General features: G+C 36.7%; 22 protein-coding genes and 4 tRNA genes. 18 read left to right on the plus strand and 8 right to left on the minus strand.

Annotated elements, in window-relative coordinates; all coding sequences use genetic code 11:
• From WC906_01135 to WC906_01220, 18 genes are all read left to right on the plus strand, one after another.
• Positions 1–212 (plus strand): rod shape-determining protein (locus tag WC906_01135; protein MFA5777028.1); only part of this gene is annotated, 212 nt, incomplete at its 5' end.
• Positions 213–282: 70 nt separating this feature from the next.
• Complete coding sequence (locus tag WC906_01140) at positions 283–1488, plus strand: glycosyltransferase family 1 protein (GenBank protein MFA5777029.1); 1206 nt, start codon at positions 283–285, stop codon at positions 1486–1488.
• The gene (locus WC906_01145; protein ID MFA5777030.1) at positions 1482–2630 is read left to right on the plus strand and encodes a glycosyltransferase; all 1149 of its coding nucleotides are present in this window, start codon (positions 1482–1484) and stop codon (positions 2628–2630) included. Before WC906_01140 ends, WC906_01145 begins: the two co-directional genes overlap by 7 nt.
• Before the next feature lie 109 nt (positions 2631–2739).
• Positions 2740–3645 (plus strand): AAA family ATPase, encoded by a 906-nt coding sequence (locus tag WC906_01150; GenBank protein MFA5777031.1) that lies wholly within the window; start codon positions 2740–2742, stop codon positions 3643–3645.
• 70 nt (positions 3646–3715) lie between these two features.
• A complete protein-coding gene (locus WC906_01155; GenBank protein ID MFA5777032.1) occupies positions 3716–4669 on the plus strand; it encodes an FtsQ-type POTRA domain-containing protein in 954 nt (317 codons plus the stop codon).
• A gap of 55 nt (positions 4670–4724) precedes the next feature.
• Positions 4725–5813, plus strand: coding sequence for a redox-regulated ATPase YchF (ychF, locus tag WC906_01160; protein ID MFA5777033.1), 1089 nt, complete (start codon positions 4725–4727; stop codon positions 5811–5813).
• Positions 5814–5904: 91 nt separating this feature from the next.
• Positions 5905–7560, plus strand: a complete 1656-nt coding sequence (gene groL / locus WC906_01165) for a chaperonin GroEL (protein ID MFA5777034.1) — start codon at positions 5905–5907, stop codon at positions 7558–7560.
• A 137-nt stretch (positions 7561–7697) separates the two neighbouring features.
• Complete coding sequence (locus WC906_01170; GenBank protein ID MFA5777035.1) at positions 7698–8654, plus strand: HAMP domain-containing sensor histidine kinase; 957 nt, start codon at positions 7698–7700, stop codon at positions 8652–8654.
• Between the two features lie 7 nt (positions 8655–8661).
• Positions 8662–9039: a response regulator gene (locus tag WC906_01175; GenBank protein ID MFA5777036.1), complete on the plus strand. Its 378-nt coding sequence runs from the start codon at positions 8662–8664 to the stop codon at positions 9037–9039.
• 30 nt (positions 9040–9069) lie between these two features.
• Positions 9070–10827, plus strand: a complete 1758-nt coding sequence (locus WC906_01180; GenBank protein ID MFA5777037.1) for an ATPase, T2SS/T4P/T4SS family — start codon at positions 9070–9072, stop codon at positions 10825–10827.
• Between the two features lie 9 nt (positions 10828–10836).
• Positions 10837–12057 (plus strand): type II secretion system F family protein, encoded by a 1221-nt coding sequence (locus tag WC906_01185; GenBank protein MFA5777038.1) that lies wholly within the window; start codon positions 10837–10839, stop codon positions 12055–12057.
• A gap of 4 nt (positions 12058–12061) precedes the next feature.
• Positions 12062–13441, plus strand: a complete 1380-nt coding sequence (locus WC906_01190) for a carboxypeptidase-like regulatory domain-containing protein (GenBank protein MFA5777039.1) — start codon at positions 12062–12064, stop codon at positions 13439–13441.
• 2 nt (positions 13442–13443) lie between these two features.
• Complete coding sequence (locus WC906_01195) at positions 13444–14088, plus strand: prepilin-type N-terminal cleavage/methylation domain-containing protein (protein ID MFA5777040.1); 645 nt, start codon at positions 13444–13446, stop codon at positions 14086–14088.
• Positions 14069–15502, plus strand: a complete 1434-nt coding sequence (locus WC906_01200; protein MFA5777041.1) for a pilus assembly PilX N-terminal domain-containing protein — start codon at positions 14069–14071, stop codon at positions 15500–15502. Before WC906_01195 ends, WC906_01200 begins: the two co-directional genes overlap by 20 nt.
• Before the next feature lie 69 nt (positions 15503–15571).
• Complete coding sequence (gene pilM / locus WC906_01205; protein MFA5777042.1) at positions 15572–16648, plus strand: type IV pilus assembly protein PilM; 1077 nt, start codon at positions 15572–15574, stop codon at positions 16646–16648.
• On the plus strand, positions 16645–17196 hold the full coding sequence (locus tag WC906_01210) for a PilN domain-containing protein (protein ID MFA5777043.1): 552 nt from the start codon (positions 16645–16647) through the stop codon (positions 17194–17196). The genes pilM and WC906_01210 overlap by 4 nt, the downstream gene beginning before the upstream one ends.
• Before the next feature lie 59 nt (positions 17197–17255).
• On the plus strand, positions 17256–17924 hold the full coding sequence (locus WC906_01215; GenBank protein ID MFA5777044.1) for a hypothetical protein: 669 nt from the start codon (positions 17256–17258) through the stop codon (positions 17922–17924).
• A 1-nt stretch (position 17925) separates the two neighbouring features.
• On the plus strand, positions 17926–18354 hold the full coding sequence (locus tag WC906_01220) for a hypothetical protein (protein ID MFA5777045.1): 429 nt from the start codon (positions 17926–17928) through the stop codon (positions 18352–18354).
• A gap of 52 nt (positions 18355–18406) precedes the next feature.
• Here WC906_01220 and WC906_01225 read toward each other — a convergent pair.
• The 8 genes from WC906_01225 to WC906_01260 all read right to left on the minus strand — a co-directional run bounded on the left by WC906_01225 (position 18407) and on the right by WC906_01260 (position 23802).
• Positions 18407–18479, minus strand: a tRNA-Arg gene (locus WC906_01225).
• A gap of 24 nt (positions 18480–18503) precedes the next feature.
• Positions 18504–18574 (minus strand) — tRNA-His (locus WC906_01230).
• 7 nt (positions 18575–18581) lie between these two features.
• A tRNA-Arg gene (locus tag WC906_01235) sits at positions 18582–18653 on the minus strand.
• Between the two features lie 31 nt (positions 18654–18684).
• Positions 18685–18760: transfer RNA gene (locus tag WC906_01240), tRNA-Lys, on the minus strand.
• Between the two features lie 62 nt (positions 18761–18822).
• On the minus strand, positions 18823–20124 hold the full coding sequence (locus tag WC906_01245) for a VanW family protein (GenBank protein ID MFA5777046.1): 1302 nt from the start codon (positions 20122–20124) through the stop codon (positions 18823–18825).
• A 93-nt stretch (positions 20125–20217) separates the two neighbouring features.
• Complete coding sequence (locus tag WC906_01250; protein ID MFA5777047.1) at positions 20218–20736, minus strand: Hsp20/alpha crystallin family protein; 519 nt, start codon at positions 20734–20736, stop codon at positions 20218–20220.
• A 68-nt stretch (positions 20737–20804) separates the two neighbouring features.
• Positions 20805–21395: a PrsW family glutamic-type intramembrane protease gene (locus WC906_01255; protein MFA5777048.1), complete on the minus strand. Its 591-nt coding sequence runs from the start codon at positions 21393–21395 to the stop codon at positions 20805–20807.
• 4 nt (positions 21396–21399) lie between these two features.
• Positions 21400–23802 (minus strand): valine--tRNA ligase, encoded by a 2403-nt coding sequence (locus tag WC906_01260; GenBank protein ID MFA5777049.1) that lies wholly within the window; start codon positions 23800–23802, stop codon positions 21400–21402.
• Positions 23803–23924: the final 122 nt, after the last annotated feature.

Consider the following 23924-nt stretch of genomic DNA (forward strand, 5'->3'; position numbering starts at 1 on the left):
CTCCTCCGGAACTGGCGGCGGATGTGATTGATAAAGGAATGGTTCTTTCCGGCGGCGGGGCGCTCCTTCGAAATTTGGATCAACTTATCACAAAAACAATTGGCGTCCCATGTTATGTGGCTGACGATGCGCTATTTTGCGTGATAAAAGGAATCGGAATCGCTCTTGATAATCTGGAAGTGTACAAGAGGACAATAATGATGACTAAGTAACGCTAATTGTCGCGAATGTTAAACTAATGTATTCGAATTCATTCGTTTATAATTTGCGGATATTCGCGATATGACGAAAGTCATAGGCATTGATGCTTCGCGGGCTTTTCAAAAAAACCGCACCGGTATCGAAGAATATTCTTATCAAACAATCAAAAACCTGATGAATAAACTGGAAGGGCATCGGGTTGTTTTATATATCCGCAAGAATCAGCAAATAGATTTCAAGCTTCCTGAAGATTGGAGGACAAAAGTTATTAGATGGCCGTATTTATGGACGCAAATCGGATTATCGCTGGAATTGTTATTTCATCCGGCAGATGTTTTATTTATTCCGGCGCATACGATTCCGTTCATACATCCCGATAATACCGTGGTTACAATACACGGTTTGGAATATGAGTTTTGTCCCAAGGCCTATTCTTTTTGGGAAAGGATTTATATGCGATGCGTGATTAAAAATTCCTGCCGGTGGGCAAAGACTATCATAGCAGTGTCTAATAACACTAGGAATGATTTGATAAAGTTGTATAAAGTTTTGCCGGAAAAGATAAAAGTTATCTATGAGGGATATGATAGCAATTTTCAATTTTCAATTTTCAATTTTCAATCAAATTCCAATGATCAAATTTTCAATGACAAAAAAAATACAAGATATCTATTATTTATCGGACGTCTTGAAGAGCGAAAAAATGTTGTCGGTATTGTTGAAGCTTTTGAGATTTTAAAGGAAAAATATCATATTTCGCATAAGCTGATTTTGGCAGGAGGAAAGGGTTATGGCTTTAAAAAAATAAAATCTGAAATTCAAGATACAAAATACAAAAGTGATATTATTTTAAAGGGATTTGTGCGCAACGAGGAAAAATATGAATTAATTAGAAATGCAGATGTGTTTCTGTTCCCCAGTTTTTATGAAGGATTCGGTTTGCCAATTTTGGAGGCGCAAAGCGTAGGAACTCCGGTCGTGACTTCTAATATTTCCTCGATGCCAGAGATTGTTTGTCATTCTGAGCGCCTCGCGAAGAATCCCAGAGTTAGCAATAAAAGTTTTTTTTGCAATCATTCGGGATCCTTCGCCGAGGCGGCTCAGGATGACAAATGCTCAGCGATTTTAGTGGATCCTAACAGTCCGCAAGAAATTGCGGAAGCAACATACGAGCTAATTTCGGAGGAAAAATTGAAAAATGATATAATAAATAAAGGACTGGAAAATGTGAAGAGGTTCAGTTGGGAAAAATGCGGGGAGGAAATTGCTGATTTAATTTTATGTTAAAGAAAGATTTAAAAGTAGCCATTGTCCATGACTTTCTGATCCAGTATGGCGGGGCGGAGAGGGTTTTGGAAGTGATAGCGGAGATTTTTCCGGAAGCGCCGATCTATACTTTGCTTTATGACCAGGAGAAAATGGGTGATAAGTTTGCCAAGAAAGAAATCAGGACTTCATATCTTCAAAAGTTTCCCAAGTTTTTGCGAAAAAGATACCAGTGGCTTTTGCCATCCTTCGTGGTTGTTCCGGAAACATTTGATCTGCGGGATTTTGATCTGGTTATTTCTTCAACCGGAGCTTGGAGCAAGGGAATTATAACTAGACTCAATACAGTTCATATTTCATATCTCCATTCTCCGATGAGATTTGTCTGGGAACTTTCGCACGGATATATCAGAGGATTTTTTTCCAGATTATTGCTTAGCTATGTTCGGATGTGGGATAAATTAGCCTCAGAAAGGCCGGATTATTTGATTGCCAATTCTCGCTATACGCAAGAGAGAATTAAAAAATATTATCGAAGAGAAAGTTTGGTGATTTATCCTCCGGCTTACAATTCTGTCATTCTGAACGAAATGAAGAATCCCAGTGTTAGCAATACAGGCTTTAATTTAAATTGTTCGGGATCCTTCGTCGCGGCGACTCAGGATGACAAGTTTTTTCTAATTGTTTCTCGTTTATCGCCATACAAGAAAGTCGATTTGGCGGTTGAAGCTTTTAATAAATTAGGGCTTCCACTGGTGATAATCGGCGAAGGAAAACAAAAAAAATATTTGGAAAAAATAGCCAAAAATAATATAAAGATATTGGGCTGGGCTTCCGATAAAAAATTATCTGAATATTATTCAAATGCCAGGGCTTTTATTTTTCCGTCGGATGATGATTTTGGAATGACGATGGTTGAAGCGATGAGCTATGACGTGCCGGTAATCGCTTATCGAAAAGGCGGGGCACTGGAAATCGTCGAGGAAGGGAAAACCGGAGAATTTTTCGATGCGCAGACTCCCGAAGTTTTGGCGGATGGAGTGAGAAGATTCATTGAAAAAGAAAATAGCTATGATAAAGCGGATATTATTAATAGGGCTAAAGAGTTTTCGAAAGAGAGATTTAAGAGAAAATTAGGTGAGTTTATAAATAAAGTTTTGTAATTTTCAATTTTCAATTTGCAATCAATTTTCAATGACTAAATTTTCAAGTTTTGAAAATTGATAATTGTAAATTTAATGAAAATTGATCATTGATCATTGAAAATTTATAATGAATTTTATCGGCAATGCTAAAGCAGTAAAATTATCAAATAAAGCCATAGAGAATAGAAAAATCTCTCAGGCTTATCTTTTTTCCGGTCCAGAGGGAGTGGGAAAATTTACTTTGGCAAAAATTTTTGCCAATTCTGTAATTTCTGAGAGAAACATATTTAAAAATGATGTATTATCACTTGCGGGAAAAGAAGAAGATGAGCTTGATTTGGCAACTATTGAACCGGAAATTGAAGAAAAAAAGGGAGTAAAAAAAGAAAAAGATATCAAAATAGAAAAAATTAGGGAAGCGCAAAAAGATTTAGCCCTGTATCCATATAGCGGAAAAAAGAAAGTCTTGATCATTAATAATGCCCATCGGATGACTGTTTCTGCTCAAAACGCTTTGCTAAAATCGCTGGAAGAGCCTAATGAAACTTCAATTATTATCCTGGTAACGCACAATGATTCGAAAATTATCTCTACAATAAAATCAAGGTGCCAGAAAATAAATTTTTCTTTAGCAGATTTGAAAGAAATTAAGAAAATGTTTGATGGCGACATAGATTCCAACGATTTAGTAACTTTTTCAATGGGTCGTCCGGGGCTGGCGCTAAAAATGAAAGAAAATAAGGAAGAATTTGATGCCAGAAAGAAAGAGTTGGAACATATCAAAAGATTTCCCGATATTGGGGTAAATGAAAGGTTCAAGCTGGCGGAAAAAATGTCTTCTGATACGATGAACGCTATAAAAAAATTTGAATTTTGGATGTGGATTATCAGACTGGAAGCTCTTAGAAGCAACAATGCTAAAGGATTTTTTAGCTTTGGAACAATAGAAAGAATAGAAAAAAGTTTAGAAATAATAAAAAGTACCAACGCTAATGCCAGATTGGTTTTGGAAAATTTATTTTTGGAAATATGATTGTTGTTGCAATCCGAGAAAATCAAATTTTAAAGATGCAAGCGCATAAGTCCTAAGAAAATAAACGAAAATGTTTTGGAGAAAAAAGAAAAACAAGAGATTGAATCTCGAACTCAGGGCTTCCAAAAAAAGAAAGAGTTTTTTTGAGAGAAAAGAAGATGTTTTGTCGAACGATGCTTTTTCAAAGATTATTTTTCGTTTTATTTTTCTTTTGTTTGCCGTATCACTGGCGTATATTCTTTTTCTCTCACCATTTCTGGAAATAAGAAAAGTTTATTTGGAAGGAACTATCGAATTAAATCGCGAAGACGTTAACAATAAGATTAATGAAGTGTTGGCGAAAAAAACTTTGAATCTTATTTCTAGGAATAATTTTATTCTTTTCCCATATAGCAAGATTAAATCAGAACTTCTCGGAGGTTTCAAGAAAATAAGCAATGTAAAAATAGAAAAGATTTTTCCTGATTCAATAAAAGTGAAAATTACCGAAAGAAAATCGCTTCTGATATGGTGCAGCGCCGGCCCATGCTTCATAATTGATGAAAATGGCTATGCTTATACTGGAGCCGATTTTGAATCGGAAGAGATAAAACAAAATAATCTTTTAAGCATCATTGACAATAGCGGTAAACCTGTAATAATGGGCGAAAAGATATTAAATGATAATTATATTAAATTCGCTATATCATTAAAAGACGAGCTTGATAGAGAAACTGGAATAAAAGTAAATAGCGAATATCATACAGGGTCAAAAATGGCAGATGAAGTTAAAGTCAAAACAGAAGAAGGATGGGAAATATATTTTTCTGCTGTTTTGCCAATAGAGGATAGTGTCAGGACGCTTAAGACATTTTTAGATAAAGAAATTGACCAGGGAGAAAGGAGCAAATTGGAATATGTTGATCTTCGGGCAGAGAATAGAGCATATTATAAATTTAAAGATGAAGAATCGCAGAATAGTACGGAAGCACAGCAACCGGCGCAACAAGATGGCGAAAATGAGGATAATAAAAAGAAGGAATAAACCGGAAATTTACAATTTTCAAATCTTGTAAATTAATCATTGATAATCGAAAATTATGAAAGTTGGCATCGTTGGATTGCCCAATGTTGGAAAGTCTACGCTTTTTAAGGCTTTGACGCGCAATCCCGTGGATATTAATAATTATCCCTTTTGCACGATTGAGCCGAATGTGGGAATCGTGAAAGTTCCTGATTTTCGTTTGGAAAAACTGGCGGAAATGTCGAAGAGCAAAAAAATTGTTCCGGCGATTGTTGAATTTGTCGATATTGCCGGTTTGGTAAAAGGCGCTTCAGTTGGAGAGGGACTGGGAAATAAATTTTTGTCGCATATTCGGGAAGTAGATGCGATTGTTCAAGTTGTTCGGATATTCGAAAGCTTTAACATAGCTCACGTTTATGATCGCGTTAATCCGATTGAAGACGTTGAGATAATTAACACAGAATTAATTTTGGCCGATCTGGAAACGGTTGAGAAAGGAGAGTTGAGATTTGAGAAAGAGAAAAAAGGAAATATTAAAGATTCAGGCAAAAAGCTAGAAATTATTGCAAAAATCAAGAAAGCTTTGGAAGACGGAAAATTGGCCATTGAATCAGAAATAGACTCGAAGGATGAAATAGCCAAAATAGTCGTTAGAGAACTCTCACTTTTAACAATGAAGCCATTCCTATATGTTTATAATGCTTGCCCCGTTAAATCCGACGAAGTCGGAGCGAAGCTATTTAACGGGGTTTCCTACAAAATTCCAGAAGAGCTAACTAAGAGGGAAAATTTTATTGTTTTGGATATCAAAATCGAAGAAGAGCTGAATAAAATGTCAAAAGAAGAAATTGAAGAGATGGAGCTAAAAAGTAACATTAACGAACTTATTTTAGAATCATATAAACTTTTAGGTCTCATTACCTTTCTGACGACCGGAGAAGATGAAAGCCGGGCTTGGACAATTAAAAATAGTTCGACGGCCCCGGAAGCCGGAGTGGCGATTCATAATGATTTCAAAGACAGATTTATTCGGGCAGATGTGATTTTTTGGGACAAGCTTTTGGAGGCTGGCTCCTGGAGCAAAGCTCGGGAACTAGGCTGGCTCCGGACGGAAGGAAAGGAATATATTGTAAAAGATGGGGATGTGATTGAGTTTAAAATATAGCCGGGTTGACACGAAACAAAATATTTTCTAGAATGTATTAGCAGTCAAGCGTTTTGATTGCTAATTTGTAATTATATAAATCCCTAAAACTATGGCGAAACAGATAGAATACAGCGCGGAAGCGCGAAAAAAGATTAAAATCGGCTTTGATAAAGTCGCCGACACGGTGAAAACCACACTTGGGCCAAAAGGCCGTAATGTTATTCTAGACAAAGGTTTCGGCTCTCCCGCTATTACCAATGACGGAGTGACCATTGCCAAAGAAATTGAATTGGAGGACAAGTTTGAAAATATCGGAGCTTCACTTATCAAAGAAGTAGCGGACAAAACCAATGAAGCTGCCGGAGACGGAACCACCACTTCCACTGTTATTGCCCAAGCCTTGCTTCGAGAGGGGCTAAAATTTGTGGAAATAGGAATAAGCCCGATTGGAATAAGGCAATCAATGGAAAAAGCCAAAGATGAAATTATAGAGATGCTTAAAAAAAATTCTAAGAAGATAACTTCCAAAGAAGAAATTGCTCAGGTGGCAACTATTTCTGCTGAGTCGGAAGAAATGGGGAAAATGATTGCCGGCGTGATGCAGGAAGTAGGAAATGATGGAGTAATCACTGTTGAAGAAAGCCAGACTTTCGGATTTTCCAAAGAAGTGGTTGAAGGAATGAATTTCGACAAGGGATACGTTTCTCCGTATATGATTACTAACATTGAAGACCAAACAGCGGAAATAAAAGAGCCATATATTTTGGTGACTGACAAAAAAATATCCGCTATTGCCGATATTTTGCCTATTTTGGAAAAAGTTGCCAAGCAAGGGAAGAAAGAGATGGTTATTGTCGCCGAGGAAGTTGAAGGAGAGGCACTGGCAACTTTGGTCGTGAATAAACTCAGAGGAGTGCTTAATGTTTTGGCTATCAAAGCTCCTGAGTTCGGAGATAATCGAAAACAAATGTTGGAAGATATTGCGATTTTGACTGGAGCACAGGTTATTTCTGAGGACAAAGGAATGAAATTGGATAAAATCGAGCTTAATATGCTGGGAAAAGCGCAAAAAATAATTTCCACTAAAGATGACACCACTATCATTGGAGGAAAAGGAAAGAAAAATGATATCGATGCCAGGGTTGAGCAAATTGAGAATCAAATTAAAAAATCCGATGGTGATTATGAAAAAGGAAAACTCAAAAAGAGAATGGCAAAACTTTCCGGAGGTGTAGCGGTAATAAAGGTAGGAGCAGCTAGTGAAACAGAGCTTAATTATATCAAAGCAAAAATGGAGGACGCCTTGTCAGCTACAAAAGCTGCTGTAGAAGAAGGAATAGTAGCAGGAGGAGGTGTGGCTCTAGCTAAAGCAGCTTGGCAATTGAGCGAAAAGATAAAAAAAACAGAACCGAAGACAGTTGAATTTAATGCCGGATACGGCGCTTTGATAGCAGCTTTGGCAGATCCGTTGAAACAAATATCAGAAAATACCGGGAAAAAAGAGTCGGCAGTTATAATTAATGAGATATTAAAGCAAAAAAGTGTAAATTATGGCTATAATGCCAAAGAAGATAGATATGAAGCTGATATGATTAAAGCTGGAATTATCGATCCGCTAAAAGTTACCAGAACAGCTCTTGAAAATGCAGTTTCGGTGGTAGCGATGCTGTTAACTACCGAAGCGGTAGTAACTGATATGGCGGAAAAGAAATGTGATTGCGGAAGCGGCGGTTCAGGAATGCCGGGGATGGGCGGAATGATGTGAAATAGCGAATTAAAACGAGTTAGAAAGGAATATTAACAAATCACAAATATATTTTTTTCAAAAAACAGAAAGCGCTTGAGTGTTTTCTGTTTTTTTATTTTGTGTTATAATTTAGTAGTAAAAAATCAATAAACCCAATGAAATTAAAAGATTTTGTAATTGAATTTAACATTAAAAAAGAAGCAAAAGATTTGGGTGTCTCTGTTTGGCAAGCTCCGAGTTTCTTATTCATGCTAATGGGAATATTTATAGTAATAGTAATGGCAGTTGTTTATTATATTTCTCGTTTTTATAATTCTCCTGAAGTTTTGGTTTTTAGTGAAAGTGCCGTAGTAATTGTTATTTTTTCAATAGGAAACATCATAATTAAAAGCGTTGAGCAGATAGCCAGAGCAAATAAAATAAAGTCAGAATTTGTTACCATAGCTTCGCATCAATTAAAAACCCCGCTCTCCCAAATGAACTGGGAGCTAGAGCTTCTTATTTCCAAACATAGAAATGGATTAAATGCCAAGCAGTTAAGCTTAATTAACAACATAGAGCAATCTCATGAAACAATGGCGAGGCTTGTTAATGATCTTTTAGATGTAGCCAGAATTGATCAAGGAAAACTTATTCTAAACAAGGAAAAGATAAATATAATTAATATAATAGCTGAAATTATTAAAAATAATAATATCTTGGCTAAAGCTAGCAATGTCGAAATTAATTTCATAAAACCGGATGAAATTCCTGAAATTATTGGCGATAAAAAAAGAATGGGAGTGGTTATTGATAATCTTATTTCCAATGCGGTAAAATATATTGAAAAAAAAGGATTTGTTGAGATAAAAGTTGAAGCGGATAATAAAAACATAAATGTTTATGTAAAAGATAACGGGGTTGGGATACCTGATAATCAACAGGATAAAGTGTTTCAAAAATTTTTTCGGAGCAATAACGCAGTTCGTTATCAAACCGAAGGAACTGGATTGGGCTTGTATATAAGCAAGAACATAGTTGAACAATCGGGAGGAAAAATATGGTTTAAATCTATTGAAGGGATTGGATCTGATTTTTGGTTTTCGTTGCCGATAAATAATTTAACAAAATAAAAATTATATGGAAAAGAAAAAAATATTAATTGTTGAAGATGACTGTATTCTTCAAAAAGCTCTTCAAGAATTCCTGGTCGAGGAAGGATTTGAAATTTTTTGTGCTTTAGATGGAGAAGAAGGCGTTAAGATGGGAAAAGAAAAAACCCCCGATCTGATATTGCTCGATATTATTCTTCCCAGGAAAGATGGATTTGAAGTCCTTAAGGAGTTGAAATCTTATGAAAAAACAAAAAAAATTCCAGTAGTTCTTTTGACTAACCTAGGAAGCTTAAATGATATAGAAAAAGCTATCGCATTGGGAGCAACTACATATTTGATAAAAGCTGATTATAAACTTGAAGAAGTTTCCAGGAAAATAAAAGAAATACTCGGAATTCATTGAATAAAAAATATTTTAAAATAAACACAAAAAATGAGAATTGGGAATGAGCGTCTGAAGGATTTCATTCTAGACGCAAATATTGTTGACAAAAATAAACTCAGTGAGGCCTACGAAGAGGCAGCTAGAGAAGGAAAGCAATTAGGTAATTTTCTGTTAGAAAAGAATCTTGTTAGTGATATGGAGCTCCGAAAGTTGTATGCCTATATCTTGGGGATCCCCTATGTTGATCTAAAGAAGAATATTATTTCTCCAGATATTCTTCAAGTCGTCCCTGAATTAATCGCGAAAAAATATAACATTGTCGCTTTTGAGAAAACCGGCAAGGATTTGAAAGTAGCAATGCTTAATCCGGAAGATCTTCAAACGATAGATTTTATAAAAAAGAAAACTGGTCTCAAAATAACGCCATGCCTTGCTACTCTTGAGAGTATCCAATCAGTGATAAGGCAATACGAAAAAAGCCTTAAAGCCGAGTTTGGAGATATCATAGAGAAAAGCTCTGAAGAAATAGCGGGAAAGCAAGATAAAGAAAAGGATGAGGATTTGGAAGAAATAGCCCAAGGGCTTCCTGTAATAAGAATCATAGATACGCTTCTTAAGCACGCCATTCTTCAATCGGCTAGCGATATTCACATTGAACCGGAAGAAAAAGATGTAGTAGTTCGTTATAGAATAGACGGAGTTCTTCACGATGCGATGACTCTTCCTCGAGAGGTTCTTTCTGGTCTAGTAGCTAGAATAAAAGTTTTGTCTAATTTGAAGCTTGATGAACATCGCTTGCCTCAAGACGGAAGGTTTAAAATTGAAAATGAAAGTTACAAATTTTCTTTGCGTGTGAGCATATTGCCGGTCTTTGATGGGGAAAAGATAGTGATGCGCCTTTTGGACGAGACATCCAAGGGGTTGACTCTCGAAAAAATGGGGCTTTCCGGACTTTCTCTTGAAATAGTTCACAGAGAAATAAAGAAACCTAACGGAATGGTTTTAGTAACGGGTCCGACGGGTAGCGGGAAAACGACAACTCTTTATACGGTTATGGATATTATTAACACAGCTGAAGTTAACATCAGCACCGTCGAAGATCCTGTTGAATATAGAATGCCCAGAATAAATCAAACGCAAGTTAACACGAAAATAGGAATGACATTTGCTTCGGCGCTTCGGTCTTTGCTTCGCCAAGATCCAGATATAATAATGGTCGGAGAAATCAGAGACAAAGAAACTCTAGAGATAGCCATACAGGCGGCTATGACCGGGCATCTAGTTCTTTCTACGCTTCATACCAATAGCGCATCCGGAGCGCTTCCAAGAATGATAGATATGGGAGCAGAACCGTTTTTAATCGCATCTACTGTTAATGTTATCATTGCCCAGAGACTTGTTAGAAAACTTTGCCCTGAATGCAGAAGCGAGTATATCTTGACGGATAAAGAGATAAAAACATTAAAAAATGGCATTGATATGGATGGGATCTTAAAATATTTAAAAAACAGCAAGGAATTTGATAAAATAATAAAAGCTGATGACGATTGGTCAAATATAAAATTCTATAAATCGAAAGGTTGCGAACAGTGTGGAAATGAAGGATATCGCGGAAGAGTCGGAATTTTTGAAGTTCTTGGCATCAATGAAGAAATAGAAAAATTAATTGTCGAATCAGCTTCAACTGAGACAATAGAGAAAAAAGCGAAAGAAAAGGGAATGGCAACCATGATAGAAGACGGGTTCGCTAAAGCGGTTCAAGGAACAACTTCAATAGAAGAAGTTATCAGAGTAACAAAGGAGTAATTTTATTTTATGCCTAAATACAGCTACACAGCCAAAAATTTTGAAGGTGCCATTAAAAATGGAAAAGCAGAGACAAAAGACGAAAAGGCTTTAGCTCAGAGTCTTCGCAGTGAAGGTTTCTTGGTAACTTCCATAAAACTTATTGAAAAAGAAGAGAAAGGATCTAGGATTAGTTTTTTTGATCGTTTTGGAGGCGTTCCTTTGAAGGAGAAGATGGTTTTTGCCAGGAATCTTAGTGTTATGGTATCTTCCGGGCTTCCTATCTCTAAAGCGGTTAAAAATCTATCGATACAAACTAAAAGCAAAAAATTTAAAAAAATTCTTTTGGATATACACGAAGAGTTAGAGAGGGGGGAAACATTAAGCGAGAGTCTTAGGAAATACCCATTAGTTTTCAGTGATTTATTTGTAAATATGGTCAAAGTTGGAGAAGCCGGAGGAACACTGGAGGAATCTTTAAATATCGTCGCCACTCAGTTGGAAAAGGATCATGACTTAATTGGAAAGATAAGAGGCGCCATGATGTATCCAGCAGTTATTTTAATAGCTATGTTCGGAATAGGAATTATAATGATGACATTTATTTTGCCAAAACTGACCAGTGTTTTTAAGGATATGGATGTAGAGCTTCCTTCAACAACAAAAGCACTAATCGCAACGAGCGATTTTATGAGAAATCATAGCATTATAGTCGTTATTCTTTTTATTTCTTTTGCTGTATTTTTAAAATTATTTTGGAGTTCAAAGTTAGGAAAAAAGTTTTTTGGATTTTTGTCGATAAAAATGCCAGTTATTAAAAATCTCGTTATAAAAATAAATTGCGCTCGTTTTGCCAGAATTTACAGTTCACTTTTAAAAAGCGGAGTCTCGGTGGTAGAAGCGCTGAAAATTTCATCCGACACGTTGGAAAATTATTTCTATAAAGAGGCTATCAATGATGGAATAGAGAAAATACAGAAAGGCGTCAGTCTTAGCGCCATTATTTCTTCCTATCCAAAAATTTTCCCCTCCCTAGTTCCTCAAATGATTGAAGTGGGAGAGGAAACAGGAAAAATAGAGTCGGTTTTGCTAAAGCTAGCTGAGTTTTATGAGGAAGAAGTAAATCAAATTACCAAGAATATGTCTTCCATTATCGAGCCTGTGCTGATGTTGCTCATTGGGTCGGCGGTAGGTGTTTTTGCGGTTTCTATGCTTCAGCCGATGTATAGTATGATGGATAGCATAAAATAAAATATTGAAAAACAAAATCCAAAAAACAAAAAGTAATGGGTTCGCTCTAATTGAGGCCTTAGTCTTGCTTTTTATTTTTGTACTGGTAACATTATCTTTTTATTCCGTAATATCTGTTGGTACCAGATACATACAAGATGCTAAAAATCGCTTAGGCGCGATTGCTTTAGCCAATGAGAAGATGGAAACTGTAAGGAATTTAAAATATGATGATATTGGAACAACTGGAGGAGAAATAGAAGGAAACATTTCCCAAGATGAAAACGTTATTGAGAATACCAAGCAATATGCCGTCCATACATTAGTTGAATATGTGGATGATTCGCTCGATGGAATAGCTGAAAATGATTCTGTCTGGTGGGCTGATTATAAAAAAGTTACTATCACTGCCTCCTGGAGTAATAGCGGCTTGTCAAGTGGGAGCGTGATTCTTTCTTCTTTATTTCCTCCTCCTGGACGGGAAGTTGAACATCCCGGAGACGGCATACTTTCAGTAGATGTTTATAGCGACCAAGGAGAAGAAACGGGGGTTCCTGACTCTTATGTTCAGGTGCAGAATTCAGAGACTGGGCTGAATACCGCAAAAGATACAAACAATTCCGGTTACGCGGTTTTTATGGGAAGCAATATTAATGATTCAATTCAAAAATATGAAATTATAGTAAGCAAGCCAGGGTATGAGACGGTTAGCACGATGCCTCCGTATCCAATAACTTCATATATTCCTGATTTTCCTTATGCCTCTGTCGTTACTGGGGACGGAAAGGTTAATGTAGCTTATATTATTCAAAATAAATTGGCAGAAAATCTGACTGTTTCTACTGAAAATTATTTGGGAGAATCTTTGTCTAATATAGACTTTCATCTGATCGGAGGGAAAAAAATAGGAAAATATCCGGAAGATCCTTTTAACGTTGTTTATAATCTTGATTCTGATGAAAAAACTAACGAGGATGGAGAAAAAGATTTTGGCGCAACAAGTCCGGGAGACTATATTTTTTCTCTTGTTGGATCCGCACTCGCAAACTATGAAATAATATCAGTCGATCCTTCTTTGCAATTTAGCCTTTCCCCTGATCAATCGCTTAATTTTAAAGTCAAGCTGGCCAGTAGGAGCGATACCTCTATTTTGGTCAAAGTGATAGATATCAACGGTTCTCCGATTTCCGGAGCACAGGTAAAATTAAGTAATGCCAGCGGATATGACGCTACGCAATCATCGACAAGTGAAGGAAAGGCATTTTTCCCGACTGCAAGCGATTTATTTGCCAGCGGAACTTATGATCTTGAAATAACAGCTGATGGGTTTCAAAATAATAATTTCCAAGCAACAGTTAGCACAAGTCAGTTAAAAATAGAAACAGTAACTTTGTCAGCTTCATAGAAATGATTTTTGAAAAGAAAGCACAATTCAAAAAAGGACTTACTCTGGTCGAAATGTTGGTGGCCATAGCAATTTTTGGTATTGGAATGGAAGGATTTACTCTTCTTTTTTCCCGGGTTTGGAGAACTAACTCGTATGCATTGGAAATGGGGCAGTCATCTATGGCAGTTTCTCAGGGTCTAAGCAGAACAATGAATTATATTCGCGGGGCCAGACAAGCTGACAATGGTTCTTATCCAATAAAATCAGCCGATGACAACGATCTCGTCATTTATTCTGATTATGACAAAGATGGAATAACAGAAAGGGTGCATCTCTATAAAAGTAATCAAAATATTTTAATGGGAATAAGAGATCCTACTGGCACAATACCCAAAACATATCCTGCTGGAGATCAGACAACAGCCATTATCGCTAATTCTATTGTAAACGATGAGGATACGCCGATTTTTTATTATTACAATAAAGATTATCCTGGAGATTCTGAAGATAACCCAATGAGCACCCCGGCGGAAATTTCAAATGTCCGGCTAATGAAAATATATTTGGAAATAAACATAAACCCCGACAGGGCTCCGGATAATATTAAAATGCAGTCTTTTGTAGAAATTAGAAATCTTAATGATTATGACAAAATCGGAAATTAAAGAAAATAAAAGAGGTTCGGCTCTGGCTTATGCCTTGGTTATCATAACTGTTGTTATGATTATTTTGGTATCTATGCTGGGATACGTTGTTTCTCAATTGAAGTTTAGTTTTAACCGGGCAGAAAAAGAAGAAGCTTTTCAAATAGCTGAAGCCGGAGCTTACTACTACCGCTGGTATTTAGCCTATGAAACTTCCGGAAAGACGCCCTTGGACCTTGAAAATTTTTGGCAAGGAGGAACGGCTCTGGGAACTTCGGAACCTTATCCAGAAATAGATTATGAAGGAATAGGAAAATACAAGCTTGAAGTTACTGCTCCGGAGCCAGGATCAACTATTGTAACCGTTAAATCGGTTGGATGGACGTATAAAGAACCGAATATGAAAAGAATAGTCCAGGTGAGATTTCGAAGGCCTTCTTGGAGTGAATATGCAATGCTAAGCGAGAGTTTTATCAATGTAGGAGATCAAGCCGAGATTTATGGGAAAACGCATTCAAATACCGGGATACGTTTTGATGGCAAAGCCTATAATATCGTAAGTGCGCTTCCATGTTCTTTTGACGATCCTTCCCATGGGGGTCACAGCAAAGAGTTTGGCGTTCATACTCACAAAGTTCCGGCTGATCCCGATGCTCCCAGCGGATGCAATTGGCCAGAAGGAACTGTTCCGGATCGCAGCGATGTTTTTGTGGCCGGAAGGGAATTTCCGCTTTCAGGAATAACTTTTAGCGGCGTCTCCTCCAGTTTTACGACTATGGAAGAAGCTACTTCCAAGGGAAATGGAAAATATTTTGATTCAACTGGAGCTGGAAGAAGGATTATTTTAAAGACCAATGGCACCTATGACATTTGCACAGTTAACTTTTATTGGGAAAATTCCGGTTCAATTAACAATTATTTGAAAAACAGCGGGGAAGGAACATGCTCAACTTGTAGCGGAGAATGCCTGAGTAATTATGCTATTCCTGATAACGGAGTAATCTATGTGAATGATAATGTTTGGGTAGAAGGTACTATAAACAACAAAAGAGTCACTATAGCGGCAGGAGGAAGCCAATCCGATATTTACATCGGGATGAGCAATATCCGTTATACGAATTACGATGGAAGCGAGATAATAGGATTGGTGGCTAGGCGCAATATCACTGTTATCAAAGATTGTCCCGATAATTTTATTGCTGATGCAGCTTTAATTGCTACATCCGGACAGGTGGGAATATGCCAGAATTTTACCAGTAAAAATTCAATTACTTTTAATGGAGCCATGGCATCATATCTCCAGCCTTTTATGGTTCACGGAAGTAGCGGATTTGGAGAAAGGATATACAACTTTGATAATAATCTTCTCTATTTTCCTCCCCCGTATTTTCCAACGGGCACGGAATATTCCATAGATTTGTGGGAAGAGCTATGAATCAGTTTTTAGATTATAGTTTATATTTTTATATTTTTTTAATTTGTTGTTTAGTGGTAAAATGCTTGTATGAGTATTTGGGACAAAAAAATTTTTAATTTTTCTTATGGAGCATTCGGATTGGATTTAAGCGATCTTTCGGTTAAAGTTGTCCAAATGAAAGAAAGCGGAGGAAAAAAAGAAGTAATAAGTTTTGGGTCCGAAGATATATCGCAAGGAAGTATTGTTGATGGAGAGATCATAAAACAGGACAATGTCGTAAACGCTATCAAAAAAGCAGTGAATGGAGCGTGCCCTCATAAAATAAAAACCAAAAAAGTTATTTGTTCTTTGCCTGAAACCAAGGCATTTCTCAGAATAATCAATCTTCCTCAAATAAAAACTGAAGAAGTCCAGGAGGCTATAAAATGGGAAATAGAAGCCAATATCCCAATGTCAGTAGATCAGGTTTATTATGATTGGCAGGTTCTAGATAGAAATTTTATTTCTGAAAAAGGCAAGATGAGTGTTTTGGTAGTGGCATTTTCTAAAAAAGTTATTGATCAATTTTTGGAAACTATTGAACTAGCTGGTCTGGAGGTAGTAGGGATGGAAATAGAATCGATTGCTCAAGCCAGGAGCTTGCTCAGAGAAGACGACGAGAGAGCTTCCTTGGTTGTTGATTTAGGCGACAGAAGAACTAGCCTCTTGATTATCATTGCCAACATTCCGTGTTTTACTTCCAGCATCCCTATTTCTGGAAGCGGGATGACTGATGCGATTGCAAAAATGCTGAGTGTAAATTTTGAAGAAGCGGAGAAAACAAAAATAGCCTATGGAATAGGATCGATTTCCCAACAAGATGTAATCTTTAGATCAGTAAAATCGATCCTGGATGGTTTATCGTCAGAGATGGAAAAGACGATCGATTTTTATCTCAGCAGCTTAAATTACTCAACTTCTGTAGAAAGAATAATAATGTGCGGAGGCGGTTCTAATATGCAGGGAATTATTCCATATCTTTCAAAAAAACTTAATAGGGAAATAGAAATAGGCAATCCTTGGGTCAACTTTTTATATTCAGAAAAGATTCCCATAATAGACAAAAATAAATCGGTTCAATATTCAACGGCTATCGGGTTGGCATTAAAGGGGTTATATTTATGAGAATTTATCTCAATCTCCTTCCTGAATATAAGAAGGAAGAAATCAAAAAAAAGGTAGCTTTTTTAAAAATCATAAGAAATGAAGTTCTTTTCGCCGTTCCCATATTAGCATTTTTTGTAATTCTTGCGACAGTTAATTTTTCTTTAAAATTAAGGATGCAGGAGATAGGAGATAGCTTTAGGATAGATGATTCTCCGAAAGAATACGAAGAATTGGAAAAATATGAGGAAAAATTCAAAGATATTAATTCCAAAGCGATGTATAAATATAAAATACAGAAAAATAATTTAAATTGGTCGGGGATATTTTACAAAATCAATGATATCATTGCCGATGATGTGTATCTTAGTGATTTGGTTACTGCGGACTACGGCATGTCTTTAGCTGGAAAGGCGAAAACAAGAGATGATTTTCTTAAGTTTCAAGAAAATATTAAGGCAGAAGAATGCTTTTCCGATGTAGAAACGCCTCTTTCGAGCTTGGTGTCGAAAGAGAATGTCGGATTTCAAATTAATTTTAAGATAAAAGAAGATTGTTTAAAAAAATAACATAGTTGAGTTTATTTTTAAATCAAGGAGTTTTGGCGGATTCATTTAACAGAGAAAAAATGAAAGAGATTTTAAAAAAATACAAAATTTTTTTATCGGTAGCTATCTATTTTATCGCTTTCGGAGCAGCCTATTTTCTTATTGCTCGGCCGATGATAGGAAAAATAGAAGATGAAAACAATAAAATTCAAGAGAAGCTAACCGATCAAGAAATTAGAAAAGATAAACTCTCCGAGCTTCCTTCTATTCGAGAGCAGTTTGATATGATTAATGATCAGAAGATTTCGGATGTCATTTCTATTTCTCTTAATAATGAAAATATAGTAAATCTCATAGAAGAACTCGAAAAAATATCAGACGAAACTGGCAATAAGATAAAAATAAATTTGCCAGAAGATAAAAATGATAATAAAACTCAAGATAAAAAAGGAAAAGGCGAAAATTCCAAAACTATGCTTGAAAGCCTTGCGTCTGATAACTATATAAAAGTTAGTATAGATTTATCAGGAAGTTATTCCAGCTTTCTTGAATTTATAAAAAAGATAGAAAATATGAAATACTATTCCGATGCGGTTTATTTTAAGATTTCTAACATTGAGAAAGGCTCTGCGAATTTTGCCAGTAATCCATTTGCAAATAATTCCATACTCAATGAAATTGCTATCGATGAAAATAAAGATAAAATTTATTCAACAATTGAATGCGTGTTTTATTTAGAAGAAAAATAACGTGAATTTTCAAAAATTCAAAAAAGAATATCTAAATTTTAAGAAGATTTTTTCTAATTTTTCCGTCTTTTTAGATTCTTATTTAAAACTTTTGTTTGTGGTTTTTTCCTCCGGCATTATTTTTTTTGGAATATATTTTTGGTATGGCATTCTTTATAAATCCGAATGGGGAGACGAAGAAAAAAATCAATACAAAAATATCCAAGATAAAAGAATTCAATTAAAAGAAAAAGAACTAAAAAGTGTTATGGAAGAGAGCGAAAGAAGGAAAAGCAAGTACGAAGAGCCTATTCGGATAACGAGAAATATTTTTGTTCCATATGCAGACGAGGGGAAAAACTCCCTGAATGATACGGAAAATTCAAGCGGGCTCAGTTCAAACTCTGATGCTTCCTCTGAAAGTGGCGCTACTTCAACATTCCCCTGGTAGGCAAGTAGTCTTTTCAATTGATAAAATCCTCAATGCGAGGCTTTTATTTTTGTGCACCCTGAGGGACTCGAACCCCCAACCTTCTGGTCCGAAGCCAGACGCTCTATCCATTGAGCCAAGGGTGCATTTTTTATAAAATTTTAAAAGGGGGTGGGTAGAGAGAATCGGACTCTCGTCCCAGGTGCCACAAACCCGTGTTCTACCATTGAACTATACCCACCATCTTGTACGCCCAGGGGGAATCGAACCCTCATATCCAGCTTAGAAGGCTGGTGTTCTATCCGTTGAACTATGGGCGCATGACTTTGTGATGCTATCAATATTTATTTTTGGTGCGCTGTGAGGGATTCGAACCCACGACCGTTTGCTTAAGAGGCAACTGCTCTACCAACTGAGCTAACAGCGCATTTTGCAAACAACAGAAGAAATGATAACAAAGTAAAAGGCGTTAGTCAATAAACTTTAAGTTTATATGTCGTTAGTTTGCTTATATTTCTTCCATTCCTTGCTTGACCAGCCACTAGGCTTGGTAGTAAGTTTTTCTTCTCCCGGATGAGGATATTTACTTGGAGAATCATAGCTGCTGTTAAAAACATCATCAATTATTGAGTTTCCGTCTTTATCGTATACTTTTTGAGTGAAGGTAGTTTTCATTGATCCGTCAGGATTTCTTTCTAAAATTTTTGGTCCGATAATTTCCACTTTTCTCTCATCGCTGGTGCCAAAAAACTGGAATTTTAAAACAGTGCCTTCAATTTTGGTTTGAATTAAAATATTATTAGGAGTGTTGTTGATAAATCTTAAATCAGGCCAAGGGATATAAACAGTAGCGTCCATTCCTTGAGGATTGTAGTAGGCGACAGGGTAAGCATGATTTCTTCGAAGAGTTATTTTCAGTCCGCTATTGATGGCAGCCCTGAAGGCTGTTGTGGAAACTTGGCAGATTCCTCCTCCAAATTCCGGTTCAGTCTTGTCTTTTTTAATTACCAATTCAGGAGCATATCCGTGTTCTCCGTCTACTTCTCCTAGCGTTTTTACAAACGAGAATTCTTCATCGGGCTTAATAAGAATTCCATTGAATTTTTCCGTAGCAACATTAATATTGAAAATTCTATTCTTCGGAGAACCTCTGAAGTTTGATGACCCTTCGCCGATAATGGTGTTAATTCCTAGATTATTAGCCTCGGAAGATTTTATTTTTGGTTCAGTTATATCATAAGGCAGTGAAATTTCTTTAGTTTCCTCAGATGCTTCATCACTGGTCAAATTAGCAGATAAAACCTCGATACTTTTAGGTATATCGATCGCAATTCCTTCTTGACTATTGGCAAAATCAATAATACCATTTTCTCCGATTTGGAATTTTGCATCAATCGGATCCTTATCAAATTTCTCAGACAAAGCGTCTAAAAAATCTTTAATCTCTTCTTCGTTAGCTGAGGTTCTCGTCTCTTTTCTCAGCATCAGCATTTGTCTCTGATTGGACAAAAGACTGCATAGTACTAAGCTAGAGGGGCAATAATGGATATTCTCTATTTCTGATTTTTCTTTTAGGCTGATCTTTAGCGTAGGCTCAATTGAAACGAAATTTCTTAGTTGTTCCTCGGGGATTGTTTCCTTCTGGTCCTTTACTGATAGGATTAATTTTTTAAAGCTAAAAAGAGAAGTGGCTGGAACGCTTGCGGTTGGCGTTTGAACAGCCAAAACTTTAGGCACCAAGGCCGAAAATAACAGTAAAACAAAAATATAGAAGAAATTGATCTTTTTCATAGGCTTATATCTTAAGAATAACTTAATTTTCACTTAAAGAAAAGAGCCGGCCAATCTAGCGGCCGGCTCTTTGAAGTAGGATCAAATAACAAACTAGAATCCTCTAACCTGAATTCTTTTAATCTTATTGATGTCAGCTTTAGGAAGTCTTATGGTGAGAATCCCGTTTTTGAGCGAAGCCTCGGCTTTTTCGGAAATAATGTCTACCGGGAGAACAACTGATCTGGAAAATGATCCCCAATAGCATTCCTGATAATAATAATTTTCGCTGCCGACCATTTCTTCATTTTTTCTTTCTCCTCGAATAGTAACCATGTCATTGTTAATAGCCACGTCTAGATCTTCCGGTTTTACTCCGGCAATAGTGGATTTTATCACAATATCGGTTTCTGTCTGATATACATCAATTGTGAGTTGTCCTTCGACATCGCTTGCGCTTGTCCAGGAGTTTGAACTGGGTGATCTTTCTGGCTGAGCCATGAGGTCGGGCCGATTATTCATTATCATTTCCGTTTCTTCTTCAGCATAAATAGGCATCGAGGTGTTTTCTTCCTCATCTATTTTTTTTGCTCCGGTTAGGATTTCCAAAAAAGATTTTTTTACTTTAGTCATATCTTTATTTTATTATTTATTTAACTTATTTTAGTATAAAATAGGAATCCTTAAAAAGCAAGGTTTGATTAAATTGACTCGATATTATAGGCAATTTTTGATTTGACCAAAAGGAAAATATCCAGAAAAATTAATGATGCTAACAATATGATTGTAATTTCCTTTTGGCGCGCAATTTCGCTTATTTTGAGAATATTATAGGCTGAATGAATTAGAAAAGCGGGGATAAAACCGAAGAATAGCCCAGAAATGAAATTAACGGTATTTTTGCTTATGAAATAGCCCATCAGTGTTGCGGTTGAGATGTGAATTATTACTATTCCAGAAAGTCCGATCAAGTCCAAGGGAGATCCATTTTGGCAGCTCCAGTATATAAGAAACATCTCCAGCATAGAAAAACCAAAACCAAAAAATAAAGAGTTTAAGACAATATTTTTCCCTGCGTTTGTTTTGGCGATAGCTTTGTAAACTAATAAATATTTTAAAAATTCTTCAATTATGATGGCAAGGAAAAAAAAGTAGCCGAAAGATGTGATCTCCCTGGAGATTGTCTCTGTGTCAGTAAGCATTGAAGTAGGGGAGCTCAGGGTTATTATTTCCAAAACTAACGCTCCTAGTGCTCCCAGAATTCCAAGAAAAAATGATTTTAGAATATTCATGAAATTATTTTTTGATTTCTATTTTTAATTTTTTCGATTTGGTAAATTCTATTTTTTCCGCATGGGAAAGATTTCGAAGATCTCCTTTTATTTTCTCCGCAAAATCGCTGTCTGATTCAATGGCCAACTGTTTGAAAGATTCGCTAAGCTTCAAGCCTTTTTCCGCTTTGAGTTTCCGGATTTCAGCGATAATTTCTAGCAGCTTCTTCCCATTTTCAGAAACGCTCTCAGCTTTTAGTTCAGAATTAGTTGCTGGCCATTGTTCTAGATGAATCGATGTTGCAGATTTGAAAAATTGCTGGTAAATCTCCTCGGAAATGTGAGGAAGAATAGGAGCAAAAAGCTTGATCAGGTTGGAAATTATTTGATACAAGGAAAACTGAGCCGATAACTTTTTGTCAGGATTTTCTCCATAAAGCCTTCCTTTTACCAGCTCGATATAATTATCCGCAAACTTGATCCAGAAGAAGTGCTCTAGCAGATTTCTGGCTTTGAAAAATTCATAATTTTCAAACTGGTTTGTGACATTCTCAATCAGCTCTTGAAATTCGGCCAGGATCCATCGGTCGGATTCCTCAAGATCTTTTTCTGATAACTCTGTGTTTTGATTGTAATCTTCTAAGTTCATCATCACAAAGCGGGTGGCGTTCCAAAGCTTGGTCAAAAGTTTCTGTCCAGCGCGCATATCATCCTCGCTGAAGCGCAGGTTCATTCCGAGGGTGGCTCCGCAGGACCAGAAGCGCAAAGCGTCGGCGCCGTATTTTTCCAGCATGCTTTCTGTGGTAACAAAATTATTGAGCGATTTGCTCATTTTTTCTCCGTTTTTGGCCAGTCCCCAGCCGGAAATCATCACATCTTTCCAAGGAATGGAATCAGTGTTGAGATGCGCTTTGACCAAAGTATAAAAAAGCCAAGTGCGGATTATTTCAAATCCCTGCACCCGAACGCTCATCGGATAGATATTTCTTTCATCATTTTCTTTCCAATGATTATTAATGAGGGGAGTAGTGGAAGAAGTCATCCAAGTATCCATCACTTGCATCTCGCCTTTGATGTTCCGGCTTTGGCACTTGGGACAGGTTGGATTTTTCGGGAGGTTTTCCTTCGGGTCGACGGGAAGCTCTGAATTCTTGGCCAAAATTATTTCTCCGCAATCCTGGCAATGCCAAAGAGGAAATGGCACTCCGTAAAAACGATCGCGGGAAATGCACCAATCCCATTTGAGCCCGTCAATCCAATTATCCAAATGAGCTTTCATAAATTTCGGATACCAATTTAATTCTTCGCCACGTTTTTTGAGTTCTTTTTTAAGGTCTATTATTTTAACGAACCATTGTTTAGTCCTAATATATTCGACATCGGTTTTGCATCGCTCATGGACAAAAACAGCATGTTTAGTCGGCTCTAATTTTACTAAAGCGCCAGATTCCTTCAGATCTTCAATTATTTCTTTTCTCACTTCAAGAGATTTTTTGCCTTCATACTTTCCGGCCAATTCTGAAAATCTTCCGTTGGGAAGAAGAAGCTTTATTGGTTTAGCTTCTGGGTGTCGAGAGAGCCATTCAATACACTCGTTTCCTCCAAAACTGCAGTAGTAAACCACACCGCTTCCAAAATCCATATCCGTAGCTTCGTCGGCTGTCAAGATTATTTCTGCTTTAGTAAGAGGCATTTTTATCTTTTTTCCGATAAGATGATTGTATCTTTTATCTTCGGGATGAACTGAAATCCCCATGCAAGCCGGAAGAAGTTCAGGACGCGTGGTGGCGAATACCAATTCTTCGCCGGTTTCTGCTAGAGCCTTAATATAGACTAGCTGGCTGTCTTTTTCTTCGGCTTCAAGATCGGCTTGAGCGAGCGCTGTTTGGCAAGTAGTGCACCAAAGCGTTGGCCGATCAGCTCGATAGATTCTTCCTTTTTGATATAAATCTAAAAAAGATCTTTGGGAAATCTTCTGTGCTAAAGGACTGATGGTGGAATAGAGAAGCGACCAATCAACGCTAAGCCCCAATCTTCTCCAAAGTTCTTCATATTTCTTTCCGCCTTCTCGAGTTTCTTTGAGGCAGAGTTCGACAAATTCTTGGCGGGTGATTTTTGATTTATCCACTTTGTATTTTTTCTCCACAAATCTTTCTGTTGGAAGGCCGTTATCGTCAAAGCCCATCGGATAGAAAATATTTTCTCCTTTCATCCGGTGGTAGCGGACAATAATTTCCGCCTGAGTATAGCTCATGGCGTGTCCGGTGTGGAGAGAATCAGAACTAATGTACGGCGGAGGAGTATCAATGGAAAAAACAGGACTTTTTGAATTCTTGTCGAATTTGTAAATCCCTTCTTTTTCCCAGAAATCCTGCCATTTTTTTTCAGAGTCTTTCGCATTATAATTTTTTGGAAGTTCTTTTATCATAATAGTTCAATATTAACAGGGAAAAGAGTATTTTTCAAGGACTGAATCTATTTCTTAGAAACAGAGAAATTTCTTGAGTTTTTCGAGGTATTATATTATGAGAGTAAGGCAAATTGAAAGGA

It is taken from the genome of Parcubacteria group bacterium (assembly GCA_041657845.1).
Lineage (GTDB): Bacteria > Patescibacteriota > Minisyncoccia > Moranbacterales > JAKLHP01 > JAKLHP01.

Excerpts from the sequence above, each read along its gene's own strand:
- WC906_01140 (MFA5777029.1), top strand. The coding sequence starts at position 283 with ATGACGAAAGTCATAGGCATTGATGCTTCGCGGGCTTTTCAAAAAAAC.
- WC906_01145 (MFA5777030.1), top strand. The coding sequence starts at position 1,482 with ATGTTAAAGAAAGATTTAAAAGTAGCCATTGTCCATGACTTTCTGATC.
- WC906_01150 (MFA5777031.1), top strand. The coding sequence starts at position 2,740 with ATGAATTTTATCGGCAATGCTAAAGCAGTAAAATTATCAAATAAAGCC.
- WC906_01155 (MFA5777032.1), top strand. The coding sequence starts at position 3,716 with ATGTTTTGGAGAAAAAAGAAAAACAAGAGATTGAATCTCGAACTCAGG.
- ychF (MFA5777033.1), top strand. The coding sequence starts at position 4,725 with ATGAAAGTTGGCATCGTTGGATTGCCCAATGTTGGAAAGTCTACGCTT.
- groL (MFA5777034.1), top strand. The coding sequence starts at position 5,905 with ATGGCGAAACAGATAGAATACAGCGCGGAAGCGCGAAAAAAGATTAAA.
- WC906_01170 (MFA5777035.1), top strand. The coding sequence starts at position 7,698 with ATGAAATTAAAAGATTTTGTAATTGAATTTAACATTAAAAAAGAAGCA.
- WC906_01175 (MFA5777036.1), top strand. The coding sequence starts at position 8,662 with ATGGAAAAGAAAAAAATATTAATTGTTGAAGATGACTGTATTCTTCAA.
- WC906_01180 (MFA5777037.1), top strand. The coding sequence starts at position 9,070 with ATGAGAATTGGGAATGAGCGTCTGAAGGATTTCATTCTAGACGCAAAT.
- WC906_01185 (MFA5777038.1), top strand. The coding sequence starts at position 10,837 with ATGCCTAAATACAGCTACACAGCCAAAAATTTTGAAGGTGCCATTAAA.
- WC906_01195 (MFA5777040.1), top strand. The coding sequence starts at position 13,444 with ATGATTTTTGAAAAGAAAGCACAATTCAAAAAAGGACTTACTCTGGTC.
- WC906_01200 (MFA5777041.1), top strand. The coding sequence starts at position 14,069 with ATGACAAAATCGGAAATTAAAGAAAATAAAAGAGGTTCGGCTCTGGCT.
- pilM (MFA5777042.1), top strand. The coding sequence starts at position 15,572 with ATGAGTATTTGGGACAAAAAAATTTTTAATTTTTCTTATGGAGCATTC.
- WC906_01210 (MFA5777043.1), top strand. The coding sequence starts at position 16,645 with ATGAGAATTTATCTCAATCTCCTTCCTGAATATAAGAAGGAAGAAATC.
- WC906_01215 (MFA5777044.1), top strand. The coding sequence starts at position 17,256 with ATGAAAGAGATTTTAAAAAAATACAAAATTTTTTTATCGGTAGCTATC.
- WC906_01245 (MFA5777046.1), bottom strand. The coding sequence starts at position 20,124 with ATGAAAAAGATCAATTTCTTCTATATTTTTGTTTTACTGTTATTTTCG.
- WC906_01250 (MFA5777047.1), bottom strand. The coding sequence starts at position 20,736 with ATGACTAAAGTAAAAAAATCTTTTTTGGAAATCCTAACCGGAGCAAAA.
- WC906_01255 (MFA5777048.1), bottom strand. The coding sequence starts at position 21,395 with ATGAATATTCTAAAATCATTTTTTCTTGGAATTCTGGGAGCACTAGGA.
- WC906_01260 (MFA5777049.1), bottom strand. The coding sequence starts at position 23,802 with ATGATAAAAGAACTTCCAAAAAATTATAATGCGAAAGACTCTGAAAAA.